Origin of the sequence: Mycobacterium sp. PS03-16 (assembly GCF_004570325.1) — a bacterium.
Taxonomy (GTDB): Bacteria; Actinomycetota; Actinomycetes; order Mycobacteriales; family Mycobacteriaceae; genus Mycobacterium.
Genome location: NZ_SPQO01000004.1, coordinates 179,788 through 202,459, shown reverse-complemented (window position 1 = coordinate 202,459; position 22,672 = coordinate 179,788). Strand labels below are relative to the sequence as shown.

Annotated in this window: 22 protein-coding genes; 12 read left to right on the top strand and 10 right to left on the bottom strand. The window is 70.5% G+C overall.

The window, feature by feature from the left end; translation table 11 throughout:
• Positions 1–73: 73 nt before the first annotated feature.
• Positions 74–1,264: an MFS transporter gene (locus tag E4P42_RS05500; RefSeq protein ID WP_135123835.1), complete on the top strand. Its 1,191-nt coding sequence runs from the start codon at positions 74–76 to the stop codon at positions 1,262–1,264.
• A gap of 30 nt (positions 1,265–1,294) precedes the next feature.
• Here E4P42_RS05500 and E4P42_RS05495 read toward each other — a convergent pair whose 3' ends face one another.
• Positions 1,295–1,732 carry a MarR family winged helix-turn-helix transcriptional regulator gene (locus tag E4P42_RS05495; RefSeq protein ID WP_135123833.1) on the bottom strand — a complete coding sequence of 146 codons (438 nt, stop codon included), beginning with the start codon at positions 1,730–1,732 and terminating at the stop codon, positions 1,295–1,297.
• Between the two features lie 63 nt (positions 1,733–1,795).
• On the opposite strand from E4P42_RS05495, the gene E4P42_RS05490 reads away from it, so the two are divergent.
• Both E4P42_RS05490 and E4P42_RS05485 read left to right on the top strand, forming a co-directional pair.
• Positions 1,796–2,119 carry an antibiotic biosynthesis monooxygenase gene (locus tag E4P42_RS05490; RefSeq protein ID WP_135123831.1) on the top strand — a complete coding sequence of 108 codons (324 nt, stop codon included), beginning with the start codon at positions 1,796–1,798 and terminating at the stop codon, positions 2,117–2,119.
• A gap of 28 nt (positions 2,120–2,147) precedes the next feature.
• Positions 2,148–3,422, top strand: coding sequence for an amidohydrolase family protein (locus E4P42_RS05485; RefSeq protein ID WP_135123829.1), 1,275 nt, complete (start codon positions 2,148–2,150; stop codon positions 3,420–3,422).
• Here the strand turns inward: E4P42_RS05485 and E4P42_RS05480 are convergent.
• The 3 genes from E4P42_RS05480 to serA are packed head-to-tail and all read right to left on the bottom strand — an operon-like array spanning position 3,364 to position 6,542.
• Complete coding sequence (locus E4P42_RS05480; protein ID WP_135123827.1) at positions 3,364–3,936, bottom strand: hypothetical protein; 573 nt, start codon at positions 3,934–3,936, stop codon at positions 3,364–3,366. The genes E4P42_RS05485 and E4P42_RS05480 overlap by 59 nt on opposite strands.
• Positions 3,937–4,947 (bottom strand): 3-isopropylmalate dehydrogenase, encoded by a 1,011-nt coding sequence (locus E4P42_RS05475; protein ID WP_135123825.1) that lies wholly within the window; start codon positions 4,945–4,947, stop codon positions 3,937–3,939.
• 8 nt (positions 4,948–4,955) lie between these two features.
• The gene (serA, locus tag E4P42_RS05470; RefSeq protein ID WP_135123823.1) at positions 4,956–6,542 is read right to left on the bottom strand and encodes a phosphoglycerate dehydrogenase; all 1,587 of its coding nucleotides are present in this window, start codon (positions 6,540–6,542) and stop codon (positions 4,956–4,958) included.
• Between the two features lie 22 nt (positions 6,543–6,564).
• Here serA and E4P42_RS05465 point away from each other — a divergent pair, with 22 nt between their 5' ends.
• Positions 6,565–8,070, top strand: coding sequence for an NAD(P)/FAD-dependent oxidoreductase (locus tag E4P42_RS05465; protein ID WP_135123820.1), 1,506 nt, complete (start codon positions 6,565–6,567; stop codon positions 8,068–8,070).
• Between the two features lie 65 nt (positions 8,071–8,135).
• Here E4P42_RS05465 and ilvC read toward each other — a convergent pair whose 3' ends face one another.
• From ilvC to E4P42_RS05450, 3 genes are read right to left on the bottom strand one after another with little or no spacing between them, the layout of a single operon-like run.
• Positions 8,136–9,137 (bottom strand): ketol-acid reductoisomerase, encoded by a 1,002-nt coding sequence (gene ilvC, locus E4P42_RS05460; protein WP_209305704.1) that lies wholly within the window; start codon positions 9,135–9,137, stop codon positions 8,136–8,138.
• Positions 9,138–9,183: 46 nt separating this feature from the next.
• Positions 9,184–9,690, bottom strand: a complete 507-nt coding sequence (ilvN, locus tag E4P42_RS05455) for an acetolactate synthase small subunit (RefSeq protein WP_135123816.1) — start codon at positions 9,688–9,690, stop codon at positions 9,184–9,186.
• Positions 9,690–11,558 carry an acetolactate synthase large subunit gene (locus E4P42_RS05450; protein WP_135123814.1) on the bottom strand — a complete coding sequence of 623 codons (1,869 nt, stop codon included), beginning with the start codon at positions 11,556–11,558 and terminating at the stop codon, positions 9,690–9,692. The genes ilvN and E4P42_RS05450 overlap by 1 nt, the downstream gene beginning before the upstream one ends.
• Before the next feature lie 324 nt (positions 11,559–11,882).
• Here E4P42_RS05450 and E4P42_RS05445 point away from each other — a divergent pair, with 324 nt between their 5' ends.
• Positions 11,883–12,224, top strand: coding sequence for a PH domain-containing protein (locus E4P42_RS05445; protein ID WP_209305703.1), 342 nt, complete (start codon positions 11,883–11,885; stop codon positions 12,222–12,224).
• A gap of 12 nt (positions 12,225–12,236) precedes the next feature.
• Here E4P42_RS05445 and E4P42_RS05440 read toward each other — a convergent pair whose 3' ends face one another.
• Positions 12,237–13,073 (bottom strand): DoxX family protein, encoded by an 837-nt coding sequence (locus tag E4P42_RS05440; protein WP_135123810.1) that lies wholly within the window; start codon positions 13,071–13,073, stop codon positions 12,237–12,239.
• Positions 13,074–13,200: 127 nt separating this feature from the next.
• Here E4P42_RS05440 and E4P42_RS05435 point away from each other — a divergent pair, with 127 nt between their 5' ends.
• From E4P42_RS05435 to E4P42_RS05425, 3 genes are all read left to right on the top strand, one after another.
• Positions 13,201–14,322 (top strand): sorbosone dehydrogenase family protein, encoded by a 1,122-nt coding sequence (locus E4P42_RS05435; protein WP_167759367.1) that lies wholly within the window; start codon positions 13,201–13,203, stop codon positions 14,320–14,322.
• Positions 14,323–14,400: 78 nt separating this feature from the next.
• Positions 14,401–15,183 carry an SDR family NAD(P)-dependent oxidoreductase gene (locus E4P42_RS05430; RefSeq protein ID WP_135123808.1) on the top strand — a complete coding sequence of 261 codons (783 nt, stop codon included), beginning with the start codon at positions 14,401–14,403 and terminating at the stop codon, positions 15,181–15,183.
• A complete protein-coding gene (locus E4P42_RS05425) occupies positions 15,180–16,133 on the top strand; it encodes a phosphotransferase family protein (protein ID WP_135123806.1) in 954 nt (317 codons plus the stop codon). The genes E4P42_RS05430 and E4P42_RS05425 overlap by 4 nt, the downstream gene beginning before the upstream one ends.
• Here the strand turns inward: E4P42_RS05425 and E4P42_RS05420 are convergent.
• Together E4P42_RS05420 and E4P42_RS05415 are read right to left on the bottom strand one after the other, a co-directional pair.
• Positions 16,130–17,425 carry an acyl-CoA dehydrogenase family protein gene (locus E4P42_RS05420; RefSeq protein ID WP_135123804.1) on the bottom strand — a complete coding sequence of 432 codons (1,296 nt, stop codon included), beginning with the start codon at positions 17,423–17,425 and terminating at the stop codon, positions 16,130–16,132. The genes E4P42_RS05425 and E4P42_RS05420 overlap by 4 nt on opposite strands.
• 12 nt (positions 17,426–17,437) lie before the next feature.
• Positions 17,438–18,259: an enoyl-CoA hydratase/isomerase family protein gene (locus tag E4P42_RS05415; RefSeq protein ID WP_135123802.1), complete on the bottom strand. Its 822-nt coding sequence runs from the start codon at positions 18,257–18,259 to the stop codon at positions 17,438–17,440.
• Positions 18,260–18,442: 183 nt separating this feature from the next.
• On the opposite strand from E4P42_RS05415, the gene E4P42_RS05410 reads away from it, so the two are divergent.
• The 4 genes from E4P42_RS05410 to E4P42_RS05395 are packed head-to-tail and all read left to right on the top strand — an operon-like array spanning position 18,443 to position 22,671.
• Complete coding sequence (locus E4P42_RS05410; RefSeq protein WP_135123944.1) at positions 18,443–19,522, top strand: LLM class flavin-dependent oxidoreductase; 1,080 nt, start codon at positions 18,443–18,445, stop codon at positions 19,520–19,522.
• Positions 19,519–20,688 carry a sulfotransferase gene (locus E4P42_RS05405; RefSeq protein ID WP_135123800.1) on the top strand — a complete coding sequence of 390 codons (1,170 nt, stop codon included), beginning with the start codon at positions 19,519–19,521 and terminating at the stop codon, positions 20,686–20,688. The genes E4P42_RS05410 and E4P42_RS05405 overlap by 4 nt, the downstream gene beginning before the upstream one ends.
• A gap of 7 nt (positions 20,689–20,695) precedes the next feature.
• The gene (locus tag E4P42_RS05400; RefSeq protein ID WP_135123798.1) at positions 20,696–21,460 is read left to right on the top strand and encodes a sugar phosphate isomerase/epimerase; all 765 of its coding nucleotides are present in this window, start codon (positions 20,696–20,698) and stop codon (positions 21,458–21,460) included.
• Positions 21,461–21,462: 2 nt separating this feature from the next.
• Positions 21,463–22,671 (top strand): DUF1214 domain-containing protein, encoded by a 1,209-nt coding sequence (locus E4P42_RS05395; RefSeq protein ID WP_135123796.1) that lies wholly within the window; start codon positions 21,463–21,465, stop codon positions 22,669–22,671.
• The last annotated feature ends 1 nt before the right edge of the window (position 22,672 follow it).

Sequence of the window (22,672 nt, the reverse complement as noted above, 5' to 3'; positions counted from 1 at the left end):
GCAGCACGATCGACGCTCTCGGATGCTGAGACGATGGTTCAAGTATCTGAGATGGACGTGTCACCATGGAGCGATGGAGGCAACCGGCATCGGCACGCTACGGCGGTGGTCGATGCTGATGCTCGCCCTCACCTCGACGATGTGTGCCAACGTCTTCATCAACGGTGTGGCGTTCCTCATCCCGACGCTGCACACCGAGCGCGGCCTCGACCTCGCGCTGGCCGGCCTGATGTCGTCGATGCCGAGTTTCGGCATGGTGGTGACGCTGATCGCGTGGGGCTACGTGGTGGACCGGTTCGGCGAACGTCTCGTGCTGACCCTGGGTTCGGTGCTCACCGCGGCGGCCGCCTTCGCCGCGGCGGCCGTCGACTCCCTCCCCGCCGTGGGAGCTCTGCTGTTCCTCGGCGGAATGGCCGCCGCGAGCAGCAATTCGGCCAGCGGCCGTCTGGTGGTCGGCTGGTTCCCGCCCGACAAGCGCGGTCTGGTGATGGGTATCCGGCAGACCGCGGTGCCGCTCGGGGTGGGCCTGGGGGCGTTGGTGATTCCGCGGGTCGCCGAGAGCCACGGCGTCTCCGCGGCACTGCTGTTCCCCGCCGTCGTGTGCGCGATCTCGGCCGCGCTCTGCCTGATCGGCGTCCTGGACCCACCACGCCCGCCGCGTGCCCAGGCACCGGCCGAACACCTGGCCAATCCGTACCGCGGGGCCGCCGTGCTGTGGCGGATCCACGCCGCATCCGTGCTCCTGGTGATACCGCAGGCGGTGATCTGGACCTTCACGCTGGTGTGGCTGATGGCCGAACGACAGTGGTCCGCGGCGTCGGCCGGCGCCCTGGTCACCGTCGCCCAACTCCTCGGCGCCGGTGGCCGGATCGCCGCCGGGTACCTGTCCGACCGGGTCGGGCGCCGGCTGCGGCCGATCCGCTGGATCGCCTCGGCCGCCGCGCTGACGCTGGCCCTGCTCGCGGTGACCGATGCGTTCGGTTCCCCGGTGGCCGTGGCGCTGATGGTCGTCGCCTCGATGATCACGGTGTCCGACAACGGGTTGGCGTTCACCGCGATCGCCGAGATCGCCGGTCCGTTCTGGAGCGGCCGGGCACTGGGCACCCAGAACACCAGCCAGCACCTCGCCTCGGCCGTATCGGCGCCGGTGTTCGGCGGGCTGATCGGCGTGGCCGGGTATACCGCCGCGTTCGGCGTGCTGGCGGTGCTGCCGCTGATCGCACTGCCCCTGGTTCCGGTGCATTCCGAACCCGACCCCGTCTGACCGACCGGCCGGGCATCGCCGCGAAAGGTCTCAGTCGCAACGACCTTCGAGGTTGTCCGCACACCGGGCCAGCAGCCGGGCCAACTGTATGCGCGCCCGGGCGGTGAGCCCGGCGAGCATCTCGTCCTCCACGGCGAGCACCGCGCTGTGCGCGGCGCCGAGCCGACGGCGACCGGCCGGCGTCAACGCCAACGCCCTCGCCCGCCCGGGCATCTGCGTCGGGGAGTCGTCCACCCACCGCGCGGCGCGCAGATCCGAGAGCACGCCCTGTAACGACTGGCGCGTCACGAAACACAGCCTGGCGAGCTCCGCGCCCGAGGCGTCCGGATGGTCGGCCAGCGCGCGCAGCACGGCGTACTGCGACATCGACAGGCCCGTCGGCCGCAACGCCGCATCGCAGCGCCTCCGAAGCGCCTGCTGCACCCGCTTGACGCCGTATCCGACACCGCTCTCCACCTCCGCGGACATGTCAGGAACCTTACACAGTGCTACGGTCTGCGTGTAAGGAACCTGACATAGAAGGGGACAGCGATGACCACGATCGTCCGACACAGCCCGGTCGCCACCCTGATCAACGTCTTCACCGTCGAACCACACCGCGCCCGGGAACTCGCCGATCTGCTCGACCGCGCGACCGAGGACGTGATGCGCCACATCGCCGGATTCCGGTCGGCCAACATCCACGTCGCGGTCGACGGGACCCGCGTCGTCAACTACGCCCAGTGGGACAGCGCCGAGGAGTACCGGGCGATGCTGTCCGACCCGGTCGCCCGCGACCACATGGCCAGGGCCGCCGAGCTCGCACTCGGATTCGATCCGCACCTGTACACAGTCGACTCGGTGCACGCCCCGTAGCGACCGGCCACGCGGTAGGTTGGCCGCGATGCGACGCCTACTGCTGCACCACGCCACCCTCATCGACGGCACCGGCGCCGAACCTCTGACCGACGCCGCGGTCCTGATCGAGGACGGTCAAATAACCTGGGTGGGCACGCTTTCCGATGCGCCCACGACCGACGCACCCCGCGTCGACGTGGGCGGTCACACCATCTGCCCCGGGTTCTTCGACTGTCACGTCCACTTCACCCTGCCCGGCGCAGGCGTCCCGCCACTGGACCTCGCGCTGCGTCCACCGTCCTACCGCCACTTCGAGCTCATCGAGCGGCTGCGCACCACGCTGCACAACGGGGTCACCACGGCGCGCGATCTCATGGGGATCGACGCCGGGGTCCGCGACGCGGTGGCCGACGGCCTCATCCCCGGCCCGCGACTGCTGGTGGCCGTCGACATGATGAGCCAGAGCTGCGGACACGCCGACTTCCGCCTGCCGTCCGGACTGGACCTCACGCCGTTGATCGGTGGGTCACTGGTCGACACCGTCGACGAGGCACGCCGGCGCACCCGCGAACTCATCGCGGCGGGCGCCGACGTCATCAAGGTAGCCTCCAGCGGCGGGGTCAGCTCGCCCAGCGATCAACCGGACTGGCTCGGCATGCGGACCGAGCTGATCGCCGCGGTGGTCGCCGAGGCAACCGCCCATGGGCACAAGCGAGTCGCGGCGCACGCGATCGGCCGCGTGGGGATCGAAGCGGCCGTCGACGCGGGCGTCACCAGCATCGAGCACGGCTACGCACTCGATGACACCCTGCGCCGCCGGATGGTCGACGCCGGCATCTTCCTGGTGCCGACCCTGCTCGAGACGATGGCGGAGGTGACCTCCTCGCCGGCCGGCCGCGAGAAGAGCGCCCACTGGCACGGTCTCGCGCACGAGTCGATCGCCGCGTCGGCAGCGGCCGGGGTGAAGATCGCCGTCGGCACCGACGCCGGGCTGGGCCCCCGGCACGGCAGCAATCTCGCCGAGCTCGGGTTGCTGGTCCGCTTCGCCGGTCTGACACCGATGCAGGCCATCGTGGCGGCCACCGCGACCTCGGCCGAGCTGTGCGGGCTGTCGGACCGGCTGGGCACCGTCGAGGCCGGTAAGGTCGCCGACCTCGTCGTCGTGGCGGGCGATCCGCTCACCGACATCGACGCGCTCGCCGAACCGGCCAACATCCTGCTGGTCCTCAAGGACGGTGCGGTCGCCGTGGACCGCGCCGGCCTCATGCCCGGCGCGGCAGCACCAGCAACGCCGCGGCCAGAAAGCACAGTGCCCCGGTGAACGTGCCGGTGTTGGCCAGCAACGCATCCGCGGTCACGCCGGTGGGTCTGACGAAGGCGCCCACCGCGGAGACCCCGAACGCCACACAGCCGATCATGTTGATCCACTGCGCCTGCCAGTCCCGCGACCGCGCCGCGACCAGCCCGGCGCTCGCGCTCACCGCCACGATGCCCAGTGCCCCGCTGACGAGGAACGCCGCCGAACCGGTCGCGTCCGGCGCCCACACCAGCCGCCGCTCGGCGGCGACCGCGTGCGCCCACACCGCCGCGCCGGTGCTCACGTTGAACAGCAGCGTGCCCATGAACTGGGTGGCCGCCGAGAGCCATTCGGCCCGCGGCCGGTCCCGCGACCGCGACAGCTGAATCCACGCCGCGCTGGTGAAGAAGAAGGAGCCGGCGAAGCACAGCACGTTGGCCGCGCCGGCACCGGCGAGCGGGGCGAAGCCCGGCGCGGTCGCCAGCGCGAACAGCGACGAGCCGATCGCGAACAGCCAGCACTGCCGCGCCGGCGTCACCTACAGCAGACCGGCGATCCGGTCACCGATCGCGGAGGTCGACATCTTCTCGTCACCGCGGCTCGACAGGTGCTCGGCCACCGCCTTGTCCACCCGCGCCGCCGCCTCGTGGTCGCCCACGTGCGAGAGCAGCAGTGCCACCGACATGATCGCCGCCGTCGGGTCCGCCAGCCCCTGCCCGGCGATGTCGGGCGCGCTGCCGTGGACGGGTTCGAACATCGACGGGTTGGTGCGGGTGGCATCGATGTTGCCGCTGGCGGCCAGCCCGATGCCGCCGCACACCGCGGCGGCCAGATCGGTGACGATGTCGCCGAACAGGTTGTCGGTGACGATCACGTCGAAGCGGCCCGGATCGGTCACCATGTGAATGGTCGCGGCGTCGACGTGCTGGTAGGCGACCTCGACGTCCGGATATCCGGCGGCCACCTCCTGCACGGTGCGCCACCACAGCGCACCGGCGAAGGTCAGCACGTTGTTCTTGTGCACCAGCGTCAGGTGTTTGCGGCGCTGCTGCGCGCGCCGGAACGCGTCGTCGACCACGCGGCGCACCCCGAAGGCCGTGTTGAGGCTCACCTCGGTGGCGACCTCGTGCGGGGTACCGACCCGGATCGCACCGCCGGTGCCCGTGTACGGGCCCTCGGTGCCCTCCCGCACCACGACGAAGTCGATGGCGGGATCGCCGGCGAGCGGGCTGGCCACCCCGGGGTAGAGCCGGGCCGGGCGCAGGTTGATGTGGTGGTCGAGTTCGAACCTGATGCGCAGCAACAGGCCCCGCTCGAGCACCCCGCTGGGCACCGACGGGTCGCCGATCGCACCGAGCAGGATCGCGTCGTGGGAACGCAGTTCCCCGAGCACCGAGTCGGGCAGGATCTCGCCGGTGGCGTGGAAACGCCGCGCTCCCAGGTCGTAGCTCGTCTTCTCGACGTTCGGCCGCACCACGTCGAGCACCTTGACGGCTTCGCCGATCACCTCGGGCCCGATGCCGTCGCCGGCGACGATCGCCAGTCTCATCGCGGATGTCACGACAGATCAACCACTTCCAGTGTCTTGGCGCCGACCGAGTCGGCGATGGCGGTCCGCACCTCGGCAGGCACGTCGCGGTCGAGGCGCAGCAGGATCGTCGCGCCGGGGCCCTCGGCGTCCTGACTGAGCTGCGCGGCGAGGATGTTGACGTCGGCGGCGCCGAGCAGGGTGCCGATCTTGCCCAGCGCGCCCGGCTGATCGGCGTAGTTCACGATCAGGTTCACCCCTTCGGCGCGCAGATCGAAGTTACGGCCGTTGATCTGCACGATCTTCTCGACCTGCTGCGGCCCGGACAGCGTCCCCGCGACGTTGCACACCGAACCGTCGGCACACACCGCCCGCACGTCGACCACGCTGCGATGGTTCGGGCTCTCCGAGGCGGTCGAGATGCTCGCCTCGACACCGCGCTCGGCGGCCAGCGAGGGCGCGTTGACGAACGTCACCGGATCTTCGATGACGGCCGAGAACAGCCCGCGCAGTGCCGAGAGGCGCAGTACGCCAACGTCTTCGGAGGCCAGCTCACCGCGCACCTGCACGGCCAGCGACGCCGGCAGCTCCGAGGACAGCGCACCGATCAGCAGGCCCAGCTTGCGGACCAGGTCCAGCCACGGCGCGACCTCCTCGCCGACCACGCCGCCGCCGACGTTGACCGCGTCGGGCACGAACTCACCGGCCAGCGCCAACCGCACGCTGGCCGCCACGTCGGTGCCGGCCCGGTCCTGCGCCTCGACGGTCGAAGCTCCCAGGTGCGGGGTGACCACGACCTGCGGCAGCTCGAACAGCGGGCTGTCGGTGCAGGGTTCGGTGGCGAACACGTCGAGCCCGGCGGCGCGGACGTGCCCGCTGGTGATGGCGTCGGCCAGCGCCTGCTCGTCGATCAGCCCACCGCGCGCGGCGTTGACGATGATGACGCCCGGCTTGGTCTTGGCGAGCGCCTCGGTGCCGATCAACCCGGCCGTCTCCGGCGTCTTGGGCAGGTGCACCGAGATGAAGTCGGCGCGGCCCAGCAGCTCGTCGAGGGTCAGCAGTTCGATGCCGAGCTGGGCGGCCCGCGCCGGCGACACGTACGGGTCGTAGGCGACGACGTGCGTGCCGAACGCGGCCAACCGGGCCGCGACCAGCTGGCCGATGCGGCCGAGGCCCACCACACCGACGGTCTTGCCGAAGATCTCGGTGCCCGAGAACGACGACCGCTTCCAGGTGTGCGCGCGCAGGGTCGCGTCGGCGGCGGGGACCTGGCGGGCGGCCGACAGCAGCAGCGCGAGCGCGTGCTCGGCGGCGCTGTGGATGTTGGAGGTGGGCGCGTTGACCACCAGCACACCGCGGGCGGTGGCGGCGTCGACGTCGACGTTGTCCAGACCGACACCGGCCCGGGCCACGATCTTCAGTCGAGGCGCCGCGGCCAGCACCTCGGCGTCGACGGTGGTCGCCGAACGCACCAGCAGAGCGTCGGCCTCGGGCACGGCGGCCAGCAGCTTCTCGCGGTCCGGACCGTCGACCCAGCGCACTTCCACCTGGTCACCGAGGGCGGCGACGGTGCTCTCGGCGAGTTTGTCGGCTATCAGTACAACGGGGAGACTCACGCGGTCAGCCTAAAGGTCGGCGATCCGCCACCGGCGGGCAGGAGCGCCGTGCCCGGCCACCCGTAGGGTATTTTCCGACCCCGGGAGGGTAACTGTGGTGGACGTCACGGTCATCGGTAGCGGACCCAACGGGCTGGCGGCCGCCGTCATCTGCGCCCGGGCCGGGCTCAGGGTGCAGGTGCTCGAGGCCCAGCCCACCGCGGGCGGCGGCGCCCGCACCGCGCCCGACCCGCAGTATCCGCAGGTGCGCCACGACGTGTGTTCGGCGGTGCATCCGCTCGGTGTCGCATCGCCGTTCTTCGCCGAATTCGATCTGGCGGCCCGCGGCGTGGACCTGGTGTCCCCCGAGGTGTCCTACGCCAACCCGCTGCCCGGCCGGCCGGCCGCGGTCGCCTACCGCTCGCTCGAGCGCACCTGCGCCGAACTCGACCACGGGGGCTCGTGGCGGCGGCTGTTCGGCCCGCTGGTCTCGCACGTCGACGGCGTGCTCGGCTTCTTCCTCGGCGACAAGCGTTCGCTACCACCGGATCTGCCGACGACCGTGCGCACCGGCCTGCGGGTGCTGGCCCAGGGCAGCAGGCTGTGGGGACTGCTGCGCGGCGAGGACGCCCGCGCGCTGTTCACCGGCGTTGGGGTGCATGCCATCTCAACCATGCCGTCCCCGGTGAACAGTGGCGCCGGACTGATGCTGGGCACCGTCGCCCACACCGCGGGCTGGCCGGTGCCCGTCGGCGGGACGCAGCGCATCGCCGACGCACTGGTCGCCGACCTCCGAGCGCACGGCGGCGAACTGGTGCTCGACTCCCCCGTCACCGCGCCGCCGGCCGGGGTGGCCATCTACGACACCGCCCCCACCGCGCTGCTCGACATCTACGGCGACGCCGTACCGCCGCGCTACGGCCGGGCGTTGCGCCGCTACCGGTACGGGCCCGGCGTCTGCAAGGTCGACTTCGTGCTGTCGGGCGAGATCCCCTGGCGCGACCCCCGTGTCGGCAACGCCGTGACCGTGCACATGGGCGGCAGCCGCGCGCAGATGGCGCTCGCCGAACGCGAGATCGCCGCCGGCCGGCACGCCGAATGGCCGATGACGCTGGCGTCGCTGCCGCATCTGGCCGATCCGACGCGCATCGACGCCGAGGGCCGCCGGCCGCTGTGGACCTATGCCCACGTCCCGGCGGGCTCGACCGCCGACCTCACCGAGACCATCACCGCGATGTTCGAACGCGTCGCGCCCGGATTCCGCGACCTGGTGGTCGCCGCGCGCTGCGTTCCGGCCGCCGAGATGTCCCGGCACAACGCCAACTACGTCGGCGGCGACATCATCGTCGGCGGCGCCACGCTGTCGGCCGCGATGATCGGGCCCACCCCGCGGCTCAACCCGTGGACGACGCCCATCCCCCGGGCCTATCTGTGCTCCTCGGCCACGCCGCCCGGTACCGGGGTGCACGGCATGGCCGGCCTCTACGCCGCGCGCACCGTGCTGCGGCGCGAGTTCGGTATCCGGGATCTGCCGTCGCTCGCGCCCTGAAAACGCGAATTCGGTGCAGCCGGTCGCGTTGATCGCGACCGACTGCACCGAATCCGCAAGTGTGACTAGGCCGTCTCGGTGATCGGCCGGTCGACCCAGCTCATCAGGTCGCGCAGCTGCTTGCCGGTGACCTCGATCGGGTGCTCGGCGTTCTTCTTGCGCAGATCCTCGAGCTCCTTGTTGCCGCCCTCGATGTTGGCCACCAGGCGCTTGACGAACGTGCCGTCCTGGATGTCCTTGAGGATGGCGCGCATGCGGTCCTTGGTGCCTGCGTCGATGACGCGGGGCCCGGAGATGTACCCGCCGAACTCCGCGGTGTCCGAGCAGGAGTAGTTCATCCGGGCGATGCCGCCCTCGTACATCAGGTCGACGATCAGCTTGAGCTCGTGCAGCACCTCGAAGTACGCCATCTCCGGCGCGTACCCCGCCTCGACCATGACGTCGAAGCCGGCCTTGACCAGTTCCTCGGTGCCACCGCAGAGCACGGCCTGCTCACCGAACAGGTCGGTCTCGGTCTCTTCCTTGAAGTCGGTCTTGATGACGCCGGCGCGGGTGCCGCCGATGGCCTTGGCGTAGGACAGCGCGAGTGCCTGCCCCTCACCGGTGGGGTCCTGGTGCACGGCGATGAGCGCGGGAACGCCCTTGCCGTCGACGAACTGGCGGCGCACCAGGTGGCCGGGGCCCTTGGGGGCGACCATGCCGACCGTGATGTTGTCCGCCGGCTTGATCAGGCCGAAGTGGATGTTGAGGCCGTGGCTGAAGAACAGCGCGTTGCCGTCGGTGAGGTTGGGCTCGATGTCGTTCTTGAAGATCTCGGCCTGGGCGGTGTCGGGCGCGAGCAGCATGATCACGTCGGCCCACTTGGCGACCTCGGCGGGCGTGTCGACCTCGAGACCCTGCTCGGTCACCTTCTCGCGCGACTTCGAGCCCTCGCGCAGGCCGACCTTCACCTGCACACCGGAATCGCGCAGGCTCAGCGAGTGCGCGTGTCCCTGGCTGCCGTATCCGATGACGCCGACCTTGCGTCCCTGGATGATCGACAGATCGGCATCGTCGTCATAGAACATCTCAACTGCCACGTTCGGGTCTTCTCTCTCTGTTGTGCTTGTTCAGCTATTTGACTGCGCCAATGCCCCGTGGGCCCCGCGACAGCGACACCACACCGGACTGCACGATCTCACGGATCCCGTACGGCTCCAAAACCCGCAACAGGGCTTCGAGCTTGCCGGGCGTGCCCGTGGCCTCGACGGTCAACGACTCGTTGGAGACGTCGACCACCTTGGCGCGGAACAGGTTCACCGCCTCGATGACCTGACCGCGGGTGGTGGCGTCCGTGCGCACCTTGATCAGGGCGAGTTCCCGGGCCACCGAGTTGTCCTCGTCCTGCTCGACGATCTTGATCACGTTGATCAGCTTGTTGAGCTGTTTGGTGATCTGCTCCAGCGGCGCCTCGTCGACACTCACCACGATCGTCATCCGCGACATGTCCTTCTGCTCCGTCGCGCCGACGGCCAGGGACTCTATGTTGAAGCCGCGGCGCGAGAACAGCGACGCGACGCGGGCCAGGACGCCCGGCTTGTCCTCGACGAGCACCGACAGGGTGTGGGTTCGAGTGGCCATCAGGCGTGCCCTTCCTCGTTGTCGTCGAACAGCGGCCGGATGTCGCGCGCGGCCATGATCTCGTCGTTGCTGGTGCCTGCGGCGACCATCGGCCACACCTGGGCGTCGGCGCCGACGGTGAAGTCGATCACCACCGGGCGGTCGTTGATCTCGCGCGCCTGGTTGATCACGTCCTGCACGTCTTCGGCACGCTCACAACGCAATCCCACGCAGCCCAGCGCCTCGGCGAGCTTGACGAAGTCCGGGATGCGACGCGAATGCGTCGCCAGATCGGTTTGGCTGTACCGCTCTTCGTAGAACAGCGTCTGCCACTGGCGCACCATGCCGAGGTTGCCGTTGTTGATCAACGCCACCTTGATCGGGATGCCCTCGATCGCACACGTCGCCAACTCCTGATTGGTCATCTGGAAGCAGCCGTCGCCGTCGATCGCCCACACCTCGGTGTCGGGGCAGCCCATCTTGGCGCCCATGGCCGCGGGCACCGCGAAGCCCATGGTGCCCAGACCGCCCGAATTCAGCCACGTCTTGGGCTTCTCGTAGGAGATGAACTGCGCCGCCCACATCTGGTGCTGACCCACGCCGGCGACGTAGATCGCGTCCGGCCCGGCCAGCTTGCCCAGCGATTCGATGACGTACTCGGGCGAGAGGCTGCCGTCGCTCTGCGGGCCGTAGCTCAGCGGATAGGTCTCCTGGACGTTGTTCAGGTAGGACCACCACTTGCCGATCTCGATGTTGCCGATCGTGCCGTCGCGGCGCAGCGCCTCGATCAGGTCGGCGATCACGGCCTTCACGTCGCCCACGATCGGGACGTCGGCGTGGCGGTTCTTGCCGATCTCGGCGGGGTCGATGTCGGCGTGGATCACCTTGGCCTCGGGGGCGAAGGAATCCAGCTTGCCGGTCACCCGGTCGTCGAAGCGGGTGCCCAGCGCGATCAGCAGATCGCTGCGCTGCAGCGCGGCCACCGCGGCCACGGTGCCGTGCATCCCCGGCATGCCGAGGTTCTGGGCATGGCTGTCAGGGAACGCGCCGCGGGCCATCAGCGTGGTCACCACGGGGATCCCGGTCAGCTCGGCCAGCTCGAGCAGCTGCTCGCTGGCCTCACCGCGGATCACACCGCCGCCGACGTAGAGGACCGGCTTGTTCGCCGCGGCGATCAGCTTGGCGGCCTCCCGGATCTGCCGGCTGTGCGGTTTGGTGTTCGGCTTGTAGCCGGGCAGGTCGATCTGCGGCGGCCAGGCGAAGGTGCACTGCCCCTGCAGGATGTCCTTGGGGATGTCGACCAGCACCGGACCCGGCCGCCCGGTCGCGGCGATGTGGAACGCCTCGGCCAGCGCGCGCGGGATGTCGTCACCGTTGCGCACCAGGAAGTTGTGCTTGGTGATCGGCATGGTGATGCCGGAGATGTCGGCTTCCTGGAAGGCGTCGGTGCCGATCAGCCCGCGGCCGACCTGCCCGGTGATCGCCACGACGGGGATCGAGTCCATGTGCGCATCGGCCAGCGGGGTCACCAGGTTCGTCGCTCCCGGGCCGGAGGTCGCCATGCACACGCCGACCCGCCCGGTGGCATGGGCGTAGCCGCTGGCGGCGTGGCCGGCGCCCTGCTCGTGGCGCACCAGCACGTGGCGCAGCTTGCGGGAGTCGAAGAGCGGGTCGTAGACGGGCAGCACCGCACCACCGGGGATACCGAAGATCGTGTCCACGTCGAGTTCCTCGAGCGAACGGATGACCGCCTGGGCTCCGGTCATCTGCTCCGGCGCGATCTCGCGAGGCCGGATCACCTTGGGGCTGGTGGACTGTACCGCCGCCACGGCCTGCTCACCGTTGGGTGTCGCCGGGCGGTGCGGTGGTCGCGTGGTCGGTGCGCTCACGGTGTCCTCTTGTCGTGTTTCGTGGGTGGTCGGACGCGTTCTCGGGCAGAAAAAAACCCCCGACAGCGGAGTCGCTGTTCGAGGGTGGCGCGTCGATGCTGGTGGCTATGCCCGGCAAAGGGCTAGCGCGGCATCAACGCGCCAACCAATTACTACGAGCATTCCCGGGGTCTGCATGACACTCGACGGTAGCCTCCGCACTGGTCATCGGTCAAATTCACCGACTCGGGAACCGGGTGGGTGCGCCGCGGTGCCAGAATCGGACCTGTGAGTTCCTCCCCCGCCCCGGCGCCCACGGCCCCGGTCGTCATCCGGATCTCGCCGATGGCCTACGTCGCGGTGGGGTTCTTCACCCTCGGGCTGATGTCGATGGTGCTGGCCAGTCCCCGCTGGTTCGCGCCGCTGCTGGTGCTGCCGGTGCTGGCCGCGCTGATGATCATGCGGTTGCGCACCGTGGCCGACGCGGAGACCGTCACCGCCCGGTCGGTGCTGGGCAGCACGACGATGACGTGGGACGACATCGTGGGGCTGCGCTTCGACCGGGCCAAGTGGGCGCGGGCGACGCGGCGCGACGGCACCGAGGTGCGGCTGCCCGCGGTCACGTTCAACACGCTGCCGCGGCTGACCGCCGTCAGCGGCGGCCGGGTGCCCAACCCCTACGAGTAGCCGGACCGGCGGTCAGGCCAGCGGGTTGGCGCCGTTGAGCAGCACCCACACGCCGATGCCCAGGCCGATCCCGAGCATCAACGCGACGAACGATCCGACGAACGGCCGGCGCGCCCAGCCGCGGCCGGCGTCGAATCCGTAGCGGCCGGGGCCGGTGAGGACCAGCGCCGCGGCCACCACGATCAGCGTCACCTGGAATTCGAAGCCGCCGGGCAGGAAGAACGGGAACCCGCCCTGCTCCTGCGCGGCGACTCCGGCCAGCAGGGCGTTGATCAGGTAGGCCAGGGCGACGGCCGCCGCCACCGGCGTGAACAGGCCGAGCACGAGCAGCAGGCCGGCGCCGATCTGCCCGACCGCGCCGACATAGGTCAGGATGCTCGCGTGCTGGAAGCCGGCCTCGGCCAGCGAGTCCCGGAACCCGCCGAGTCCCGGCCCGCCCCACCAGCCGAACGTCTTCTGCAGGCCGTGCGCGATCAGCAGCACACCCAGGCCGACGCGCAGCAGCATCAGCCCCAGATGCTGGGTGCCGCGCCGGTGCGCCGCGCGGATGCGCTCGTCGGTGGCCTCGTCGTAGCCGACCTCGACCGGCTCGGCGCCGAAGGGCGCCATGGGTTGCCGGCCGGCCGGGTGCACATACGGCAGCGGCTCGGGGTCGTTGATCAACCCGAACGCCGGCGCCGCGGGCGCCGCCTTGTTCGCGTCGTAGCGCGGGATCGCGGTGGTCTCGAAATCGCCGCCGTAGTTGGACGTCGGCAGGTCGTCTTCGGGGTCGACCAGGCTCGCCGAGGCCGGCCGGGCCGGATCGTCGGGGCGTTGCCAGGTGCGCGCGTCCGCGTGATGACTGGTCACGGGCGCCAGCGTAAGTGCTGATCACCGGCGAATCGCGCATTTACCACGGCGGTGCCGCGGCTGTCTTGCGATTGTTACCCACCTGTGCCGTGGCGCGTATCGCCGGGCGATCCGTAATCTGGCCAGCATGACAACGCGCCGGCCACTTCTCGGGGTGGCAGCACTGCTGTGCGCTGCGGTGCTCCTCGGGTCGGGCTGCGCGCGTTTCGACGCCGCACAGTCGCAGCCGTTCACCACCGAGCCGGAGTTGCGTCCGGGCCCGACCTCGTCGGAACCGCCGCCCCCGCCGCTGCCCGCCAAGCCGTTCCCCAAGGCGTGCCCGGCGCCCGGTGTGATGCAGGGCTGTCTGGAGAGCACCAGCGGGCTGATCATGCTGCCCGACAGCCAGTCGGCGCTCGTGGCCGAGCGCACGACGGGCGCGGTCAAAGAGGTGTCGGTGCGCGCCGAGCCGAAGGTGAAGACCACGATCCCGGTCGACCCGTCCGGTGACGGCGGCCTGATGGACATCGTGCTGTCCCCCACCTACGCCCAGGACCGGTTGATGTACGCCTACGTCTCCACCCCGACCGACAACCGGGTGGTGCGCATCGCCGACGGTGACGTGCCGAAGCCGATCCTGACCGGGATCCCCAAGGGCGCCACCGGCAACATGGGATCGTTGATCTTCACCAGCCCGACCACGCTGCTCGTGCATACCGGCGACGCCGGCAATCCGGCGCTGGCCGCCGACCCCGCCTCGACGGCGGGCAAGGTGTTGCGCATCGAGCAGCCGACCACGGTCAACCAGGCACCCACCACCACTGCGATGAGCGGCATGGGCCCCGCGGGCGGCATGTGCATCGATCCGTCGGACGGGTCGCTGTACGTCACCGACCGCACCCCGACCGCCGACCGGCTGCAGCGGATGACCAAGGACTCCAAGGTCTCGACGGTGTGGACCTGGCCGGACCGGCCGGGGGTGGCGGGCTGCGCGGCGCTGGACGGCACCGTGCTGGTCAACCTCGTCAATACGAAACAGACCGTCGCGGTGCGGCTCTCGCCCGACACGGGCGCGGTGACCGGGCAGCCCGAGGTGATCCGGCAGGACACCCGCGGCCACGCCTGGGCGCTGCAGCTGTCCCCCGACGGCAACGTGTGGGGGGCGACGGTGAACAAGACCACGGGCGACGCGGAACGCCTCGACGACGTGGTGTTCCCGCTGTTCCCGCAGGGCGGCGGCTTCCCGCGCACCAACGCCGACAAGACCTGATCCGCGTTCTGCCCCCGTGCGGGCGCCGCGCCGATAATGTCGTTCTCGTGAGTCGAGAACGCATTTTCGGAGGTGGCGGTGACGGGGCGGTGTGAGGGCAGGGTGGCGCTGGTGACCGGCAGCAGCCGCGGGCTCGGCAAGGCGATCGCCGCGCAACTGGCCGCCGAGGGGGCGACCGTCGCGCTCACCGCCCGCACCATGGAACCCGACCCCCGCTACGACGGCTCGCTGCGCCAGACCCGCGACGAGATCACCGCCGCCGGCGGCACGGCCGTCGCGATCGTCGCCGACCTGTCCGTCGCCGCCGAGCGCGACCGCCTGTTCGCCGAAACCGTCGACACCGTCGGCAGTCCCGACATCCTGGTCAACAACGCGGCCGTGACGTTCCTGCGCCCACTCGACGGCTTCCCGGACAAGCGCGCCCGGCTGATGCTCGAGATGCATCTGTTGGCGCCGCTGCACCTGTGCCAGCTGGCGATTCCGGCCATGCGCGCACGCGGCGGCGGGTGGATTCTCAACGTCACCTCCGTCGGTGGGGACCTACCGGGCGGGCCACCGTTCTCCGAATTCGACCGCACCGCCGGATTCGGGATCTACGGCACCGCCAAGGCGGCGCTGAACCGGCTGACGAAAAGCCTTGCCGCCGAGCTGCACGACGACGGCATCGCGGTCAACGCGGCCGCGCCCACCAACCCGGTGGCCACGCCGGGGGCCGGCACCCTCGATCTGGCCAAGACCGACACCGAGGACATCGCGCTGATCACCGAAACCGCAATGAGGCTGTGCACCGGCGATCCGAAGACGATGACCGGCCGCATCGCCCACACCCAGTCGTTCCTGCGCGAAGCCACGACCGGGTGACCGAGCTCGACCTCGACGCACTGCGGGACCGCCTGTCGAAGGCCGGGATCCGCGGCGTGCGGCCGCTGGCCGGCGGGGCGTCGAGCCTGACCTTCGCCGCGCAGCGGGGCGGCACATCCGTGGTGGTCAAGGTGGCCCCGCCGGGACACGCCCCGACCGGGCACCGGGACGTACTGCGGCAGGCGCGGATCCTCGCCGCGCTGTCCGGAACCGAGGTGCCGGTCCCCGAGCTGCTGTGGCAGGACGCCGGCGCGCCACCGCTGTTCGTGATGTCCCGGGTCCCCGGCGAGTGCATGGAACCGCTCTTCGACCCGCCGCCGGGCGCCGTTGATCCCACTGTGCGGCAACGGTTCGGTGCTGCCGCCGGCATCCTGGCCGCACTGCACCGCCACGATCCCGGCGCGCTCGGACTCGGCGCCGAACCGGTGGTGGACGCGGCCGCCGAGATCGACCGGTGGTGCGCGACGCTGGACACCGTCGACACGACGCTGGCGCCCGGCTGGGCCGAGGTCGCCGCCGCGCTGCGCGCCGATGTGCCGCCGGCCGTGGGGCCGGCCGTCGTCCACGGCGACTTCCGGCTGGGGAACCTGCTGGCCGACGGCCCGCGGATCAGCGCGGTGATCGACTGGGAGATCTGGTCGGTCGGCGATCCGCGGATCGATGTCGGCTGGTTTCTGGTCAACGCCGATCCGCGCACCTACCGACGCCCATCGCCCTACGCCGCCAGCGTGCCGCCGGTCGACGACCTCGCCGGCTGCTACGCCGACGCGCTCGGCGCACAGGTGCCCGACCTCCAATGGTTCATGGCGCTGGCGTGTTTCAAGTCGACGGCGACATGGGCGCTGATCGTCAAACACAACCGCAGGCGGGCACGGCCGCATCCGGACCTCGAGGCGATGGCGCGGGAGTTGCCGCACCTGCTGGCCCGGTCGAGGGCGCTGCTCGGTTAGCGCGGGATGCCCGCGAGCCGGTCGGCGAACTTGGCCTCGGCCGCCGCCCGCAGCCGCAGCAGGTGTTCCGACGGGAACGCGTCGGGGGCGGGTTCGACGTCTTTGAGCAGCTGGCGGGCCAGCGTCACCTTGTGCACCTCGGTGGGGCCGTCGGCCAGGCCGAGCACGAACGACTCGGTCAGGTACTGCACGAACGGCATCTCGTGCGACGTGCCGAGGGAACCGTGGATCTGCAGCGCCCGCGCCGAGACGTCGTGCAGCACCTTCTGCATCATCGCCTTGACTGCGGAGATGTCCGCGCGCACGGCCTTGTAGTCGTTGAACCTGTCGATCTTCCAGGCGGTCTGCAGCGTGAGCAGGCGGAAGGCCTCGATCTCCATCCACGAGTCCGCGATCATCTCCTGCACCATCTGCTTGTCGGCGAGCACGCTGCCCTGGGTGTAGCGGGACACGGCCCGCTCGCAGATCATGTCGTAGATGCGCCGGACCAGCCCCACCGTGCGCATCGCATGGTGGATGCGGCCGCCGCCCAGCCGGGTCTGGGCGACCACGAACGCGCCGCCGCGCGGCCCGAGCATGTGATCGCCCGGCACCCGGACGTTCTCGTACCGGACGTAGCCCTCGCGGCCCCCGCCACCGAGCGGCTGGTATCCGAGGCCGACGTCGCGCAGCACGGTGATGCCCGGGGTGTCGCCGGGCACCACGAACATCGAATACCGTTCATACGGCGGGGCATCCGGGTCGGTCATGGCCATGACGATGAGGAACGACGCCATCGAGGCGAACGACGAATACCACTTCTCCCCGTTGATCACCCAGTGGTCGCCGTCGGGAACCGCGGTGGTGGTGAACACCTTCGGATCGGCGCCGCCCTGCGGTTCGGTCATCGAGAAGCACGACACGATGCGGTTGTCGAGCAGCGGTTCGAGATAGCGCTCCTTGAGCTCCGGTGTGCCGTAGTGGGCGAGGATCTCGCTGTTGCCCGAATCCGGCGCCTGCGAACCGAAGACGATCGGTGCGCACTCCGACCGGCCGAGGATCTCGTTGAGCAGCGCCAGCTTCACCTGCCCGTAGCCGGGACCGCCGAGGTGCGGGCCGAGGTGGGTGGCCCACAGTCCGCGCTCCTTGACGATGTCCTGCAGCGGCGGGATCAGGGCCTGGCGCACAGGGTCGTTGAGGTCGTGGGATTCGGTGACCACATAGTCGACCGGTTCGCACTCCTCGCGCACGAACTCCTCGACCCACTTCAGCTGCGCCGCCCATTCCGGGTCGGTGGTGAAGTCCCACGCCATCGTCGTCGCCTCTCAGTCCTCGCCGCGCCCGGACCACCGGTGCCGGCGCGCCGCGGCGTCATCGGTGGCGTGGGTCAGCACCTGGTTGCGGTTCTCGAGTTCCAGCGCCGCGTCGAAACCCGCCGCGTCGGTGTTGACCTGCAGTGCGCGTTTGGTCAACTCCAACCCCAACGGCGCCAGTCCGGCGACCTGCGCGGCGAGGGCGACGGCGGTCTCGACGAGGAGGTCGGCTTCGACCACCTGGCTGACCAGTCCCCGACGGTCGGCTTCGTCGGCGGACACGGTGCGTCCGGTCAGCATCCAGTCGGCGGCCACGCTGGTGCCGACGATGCGGGGCAGGTGGTAGCTCATGCCCATCTCGGCACCCGACAGGCCCAACAGGATTGCGGCGTTGCCGAAACTCGCTGTGCTTGAACAGATCCGGATGTCCGACGCGAGGCACAGGGCCAGCCCGGCGCCGACGCAGGGTCCGTTCACCGCGGCGATCACCGGCTGCGGCAACGCGCGGACGGCCCGGGGCAACGCGGCCATCGCCTCCTGGAAGCGCATGCGCTCGATCGCCGGAGCGGTGGCAGCGAGCATGCCGGATCCGAAGTCCCGCACGTCGATTCCTGAGCAGAACCCGCGCCCCGAGCCGGTCAGCACCACGGCGCGCACCGCCCGGTCGGCCCCCACCACGCCCAGCGCGGCGGTCAACGCGTCGCGCATGACCCCGTTGATCGCGTTGAGCCGGCCGGGCCGGTTGAGTCGCAGCACGACGACGCCCTCGACCGGGGTGTCCACCACAACAGCCTGCGACGCGCGACCCGCTGCGGCGGCGTCGGCATCCGTCATCGGGCACCCTTTCCGTCGCCACCCCCAGCGTCGGCGAGAATGCCTTCGCGTCAAGCGAGAAGGGTATTCTCCAAAACCACCCGGCGCAACGATCGGGCCGCTTAAGCTGAGCGAGTGCCCAGCAAGTCGACGGCGCCGGCGGTGCAGCCCGCGGCGTTCCTGCGCACCACGCTGCCGCTCGACATGTCGGCGCTGAAACGCCTCGACAGCGGTCGCTACCACTCCATCTGGCTGCCCGACCACATGGTCAGCTTCTGGCCCGACTCGATCTGGACGCCGGAGTTCACCGACCTCGCCACCACGTCGCCGTCCCCCCACCGCCACCTCGACGGCATGGCGGTCGCCGCCGCGGCGGCCGTCCTGACCGAGCGCACGCCGCTGGCCACCGCCGTCGTCGACACGGTGCGCCGCCATCCCGCCTCGCTGGCGCAGTCGGCGCTGACCATCGACCACCTGGCCGAGGGCCGCTTCATTCTCGGCCTCGGCAGCGGAGAGCGCGAGAACATCGTGCCCTACGGTTTCGACTTCTCCCGCGCGGTCAGCCGGTTCGAGGAGGCCCTTCAAGTCATCCGGATGCTGTGGGAGTCGACCGGTCCGATCGACTTCACCGGCCGGTTCTACCGTCTGCACCAGGCTCGGCTCGACACCGAACCGTATGCGGGCCGGGCACCCAGGATCTGGATCGGCGCCAGCGGACCCCGGATGCTCGACCTCGCCGGCCGCTACGCCGACGGCTGGTGGCCCGCCGGCGCGTGGACACCCGAGCATTACGCCGACATGCTCGGCGCCGTGCGCGCGTCCGCGGACCGCGCCGGCCGTGACCCGATGGCCATCACCCCGTGCTACATCCAGGTCTGCCTGATCGCGCCCGACGAGGCGGCTCTGGCCGACATCCTGGCCGCACCCCTGGTCAAGGCCTTCCTGCTGCAGGTGTCCGCCGACACGCTGCGCTCGTTCGGCCACCGGCATCCCCTCGGAGACGATTGGCGCGGATTCCACGACATCGACCCGGCGACCATGACCCGCGAGCGCATCATCGACTTCCTCGACCGGGTGGACCCCGAGGCCATCCTGGCGGTCGTACCCCACGGCACCCCCGCCCAGGTCGCCCGCACGGTCAAGGCGTACGTCGACGCGGGCCTGCAGGTGCCCAAGATCCTCGACTACGGCGCGATGGCGGGGCTGCGGTACGCGGCCGCATCGGCCGACGCTGTTCGCGAGGCGGAGGACGAGTTGATGAGACTGTGCGGGATCGCGCCGTGACCGCGGCGCTGGATGCCGGGGAGATGCTGACCCGGGCGCAGGACGCCACCGGCCTGCACGACTACGGCGATCCGACACTGCCCGACCGGTTCGCCGTGGCGGTCGAACACCTCAACGGTGTGGGCCTGGACGCGGCCGGCAGGCGGCGCGCCGCCGAGGTGTGTCACTGGCTGCTGACCTCCCGGCTGGAGTTCTTCGCCGACCGCGACCGGTACCGCCTCGCCGACGAGGTGATCGAGGCGCCGATGTTCGTCACCGGCGAACCCCGTTCGGGCACCACGCTGATGCACGCGTTGCTGTCGGTGGATCCCGGCGCCCGCGCCCTGCGGTTCTGGGAGGTGATGTACCCGTCGCCCCCGCCCGGCCTGGCCGGCGCGGACGATCCGCGCCGCGCCCGCGCGGACGACGACTGGCGGGAGATCAACGCGAAGCTGCCGAAGTGGCTGCACAGCCACCCTTACAACGACATGCTCGGCGACGGGCTGCCCGAGGACGAACGCACCTGGGCGTTCGACTTCCGGGTGATGACGCCGACGGCGTGGTGGCGGGTGCCGATGCAGACCGTGGTGGGCGGGCTGCCGACCGATCCCGCCGCGCAGTACCGGATCCACAGGGCGATGCTGCAGCACTGCCAGTACCGGCGCCCACCGAAGTACTGGGTCTGCAAGGGGTTTCACGGCTCGCGGCTCGACGATTTCTTCGCCACGTACCCCGACGCCCGGCTGATGTGGCTGCACCGCGATCCGGTGCAGGTGGCCGCGTCCCGCACCATGATGATGGCTGACATCGGTGAGGGCATCGTCGGGCCCGTCGACCTGAAGGCGGCCGCGAAGATGCACCTCGACCTGACCCGCGCGAGCATCGCCAACACGATGAGCCACCCGCTGGTCGACGATGCGCGGGTGCACCACGTCCGCTATTGCGACTTCATCGCCGATCAGGTCGGCACCGCGCGGAAGTTCTACGAGTTCTGCGGCCGCGAACTGTCTCCCGCGGCGGAGCAGGCGATGCGCGCGTACCTGGCCCGCAACCGCGGCGATCGGTACGGCAAGTTCCGCTACTCGACGTCGTTGCTCACCGACATCGGCGAGGACATCGATGCGCTCAACGAGGAGTTCCGGCCGTTCCGCGACCGCTTCGGCGTCGCGATCGAGAAGCGGGACTGACGATCTCATGCACGACCGGATCTCGGTGCACAGTGTGACGTTCTCCGGTGCGCCGCTGCCCGAACTCGACCGCTTCTGGTCCGAGACGGGCCTGCGGCGGCTCAGCCTCATCGACTCTGAGCTGTTCGATCCCGCCCTGGCCCCGCTGATCGCCCAGCACGACTACCGCACGCAAGCCGTCTGCCACGTCTTCTCGACGGCCGACGCACTGCTGCGGGTCATCGACGCGGCAGCCGGCATCGGCGCCACGATGGTGTATCTGCTGACCGGCGGGCGCGGCCACCTGACCTGGCGTCAGGCCGCCGACCGGTTCAGCGAGGCGGTGGGCCCGTGCGCGGCGGCCGCGCGGGAGGCCGGCCTGTCGTTGGCCGTCGAGAACGCCTCCAGCCTGTACGCCGACATCCACATCGCGCACTCGCTGCGCGACACGATCACGCTCGCCGAGGCGGCCGGCCTCGACATCTGCATCGACCTCTTCCACTGCTGGGCCGAGGCGGATCTTGACGCGCTGGTGGACCGGGCACTGCCGCGGACGCGGTTGATCCAGCTCAGCGACTACGTCCTCGGTGACCGGTCGTTGCCCGCCCGCGCCGTTCCCGGCGACGGCGCGATTCCGATCGCACCGTTCGTCGAGCGGGTGCTGGCCGCCGGCTACCGGCACGGCTTCGATCTGGAATTGATCGGCCCGCGGATCGATGCCGAGGGCCGCGCCGAGGCCGCACGCCGGGCCTGCCGAACGGTGACCGCGATGCTCGAGCGGCTGGGCGCGTAGCAGTGGCGTTCGGTGACGGCCCTGACGACGAGGCGCTCGCGGCCGCGTGGGAGCGGTTCTGCGACCGGTTGAACGCCGCAGGCGCCCAGGCGTTCAAAGACCACAACGCCACGTCCGGCGCCCAGCGCGTCGACGCGCTGCGCTTCCTCACCCAGAACCTCGGACAGGCCTTCGATCTCGCGTTGGAGACCGCCGACACCCGCTACCCGATGGTGCACGCCTTCGTGACGCCGCTGCGCAAGCTGGGCGGCGACTGCGCGGATTTCACCTATCACCAGGCGTGGATCAACGGTGTCGACACCTACCGCATCACCGGAACACGCGGCGACGCACCGTTTATCAACATCACCGTGCAGGGCCCGCGGCCCGGCGGGCCCGATGTGCTGCATGAGCCGTTCGGGGACGTGCCGGAGGCCAATCTGTCCGGCGAGCAACTGTCCACCGGCCCCGGCGGGGAGGTCGAGATCCACATCGGCGGACCGGCGCGCGACGGGAATTGGCTGCCCACCACCGCCGGCTCGCGAAAGCTGTTCATCCGCCAGGGTTTCGACCAGTGGGACGAACGACCGGCCGAGTTGCGGATCGAGCGGGTGGGCATGGACGCGCCGCGCCCGCTGCCCACGGTCGCCGACATGCTCGCCGCGATCGACTGGGCGGGCGACTTCCTCACCGGCGCGATGGCCGACTGGCCGGACTACCCGTTCACCTACGGCGGCGTCGACGCCCGCCGGCCCAACCGGTTCCCGGCCGTCGACGTGACCGACGGGGATGACAAGCGGGGCCGGGCGGCGGCGAACATGTACTGGGAGCTCGATCCCGGCGACGCGCTGATCATCGAGTTCCCGGCTCACGAGGGACTCTGGTCGCTCACCAACATGGGCGTGTTCTTCACCAGCATGGACTACCTGTACCGGCCGGTGAGCTACACGCCGGGCCGGACCGCCGTCGACGGCGACGGCCGCATCCGCATCGTGCTGGCCCACGACGACCCGGGCTGCCACAACTGGATGGACACCCAGGGTTTCAGTCGCGGCAACGTCACCTACCGCCACATGCTCGACGGACAGCCGGCCGTGCTGACCACCCGGGTGGTCCGGCGCACCGAGTTGGCCGCGGCGCTACCGGCGGACACCGCCACCGTCACCGCCGACGAGCGCACGGCCCAGCTGCGGGCGCGCTTCGACGGCGTCCGGCGCAGGCACCGGATGTGAC

Coding starts and splice junctions, on each gene's coding strand:
- E4P42_RS05485 (WP_135123829.1), top strand. CDS start 2,148: ATGCGACGCCTACTGCTGCACCACGCCACCCTCATCGACGGCACCGGC.
- E4P42_RS05495 (WP_135123833.1), bottom strand. CDS start 1,732: ATGTCCGCGGAGGTGGAGAGCGGTGTCGGATACGGCGTCAAGCGGGTG.
- E4P42_RS05435 (WP_167759367.1), top strand. CDS start 13,201: ATGACAACGCGCCGGCCACTTCTCGGGGTGGCAGCACTGCTGTGCGCT.
- E4P42_RS05400 (WP_135123798.1), top strand. CDS start 20,696: ATGCACGACCGGATCTCGGTGCACAGTGTGACGTTCTCCGGTGCGCCG.
- ilvN (WP_135123816.1), bottom strand. CDS start 9,690: ATGGCCACTCGAACCCACACCCTGTCGGTGCTCGTCGAGGACAAGCCG.
- E4P42_RS05490 (WP_135123831.1), top strand. CDS start 1,796: ATGACCACGATCGTCCGACACAGCCCGGTCGCCACCCTGATCAACGTC.
- E4P42_RS05415 (WP_135123802.1), bottom strand. CDS start 18,259: ATGACGGATGCCGACGCCGCCGCAGCGGGTCGCGCGTCGCAGGCTGTT.
- E4P42_RS05410 (WP_135123944.1), top strand. CDS start 18,443: ATGTCGGCGCTGAAACGCCTCGACAGCGGTCGCTACCACTCCATCTGG.
- E4P42_RS05420 (WP_135123804.1), bottom strand. CDS start 17,425: ATGGCGTGGGACTTCACCACCGACCCGGAATGGGCGGCGCAGCTGAAG.
- E4P42_RS05445 (WP_209305703.1), top strand. CDS start 11,883: ATGGCCTACGTCGCGGTGGGGTTCTTCACCCTCGGGCTGATGTCGATG.
- E4P42_RS05475 (WP_135123825.1), bottom strand. CDS start 4,947: ATGAGACTGGCGATCGTCGCCGGCGACGGCATCGGGCCCGAGGTGATC.
- ilvC (WP_209305704.1), bottom strand. CDS start 9,137: ATGTTCTATGACGACGATGCCGATCTGTCGATCATCCAGGGACGCAAG.
- E4P42_RS05500 (WP_135123835.1), top strand. CDS start 74: ATGGAGGCAACCGGCATCGGCACGCTACGGCGGTGGTCGATGCTGATG.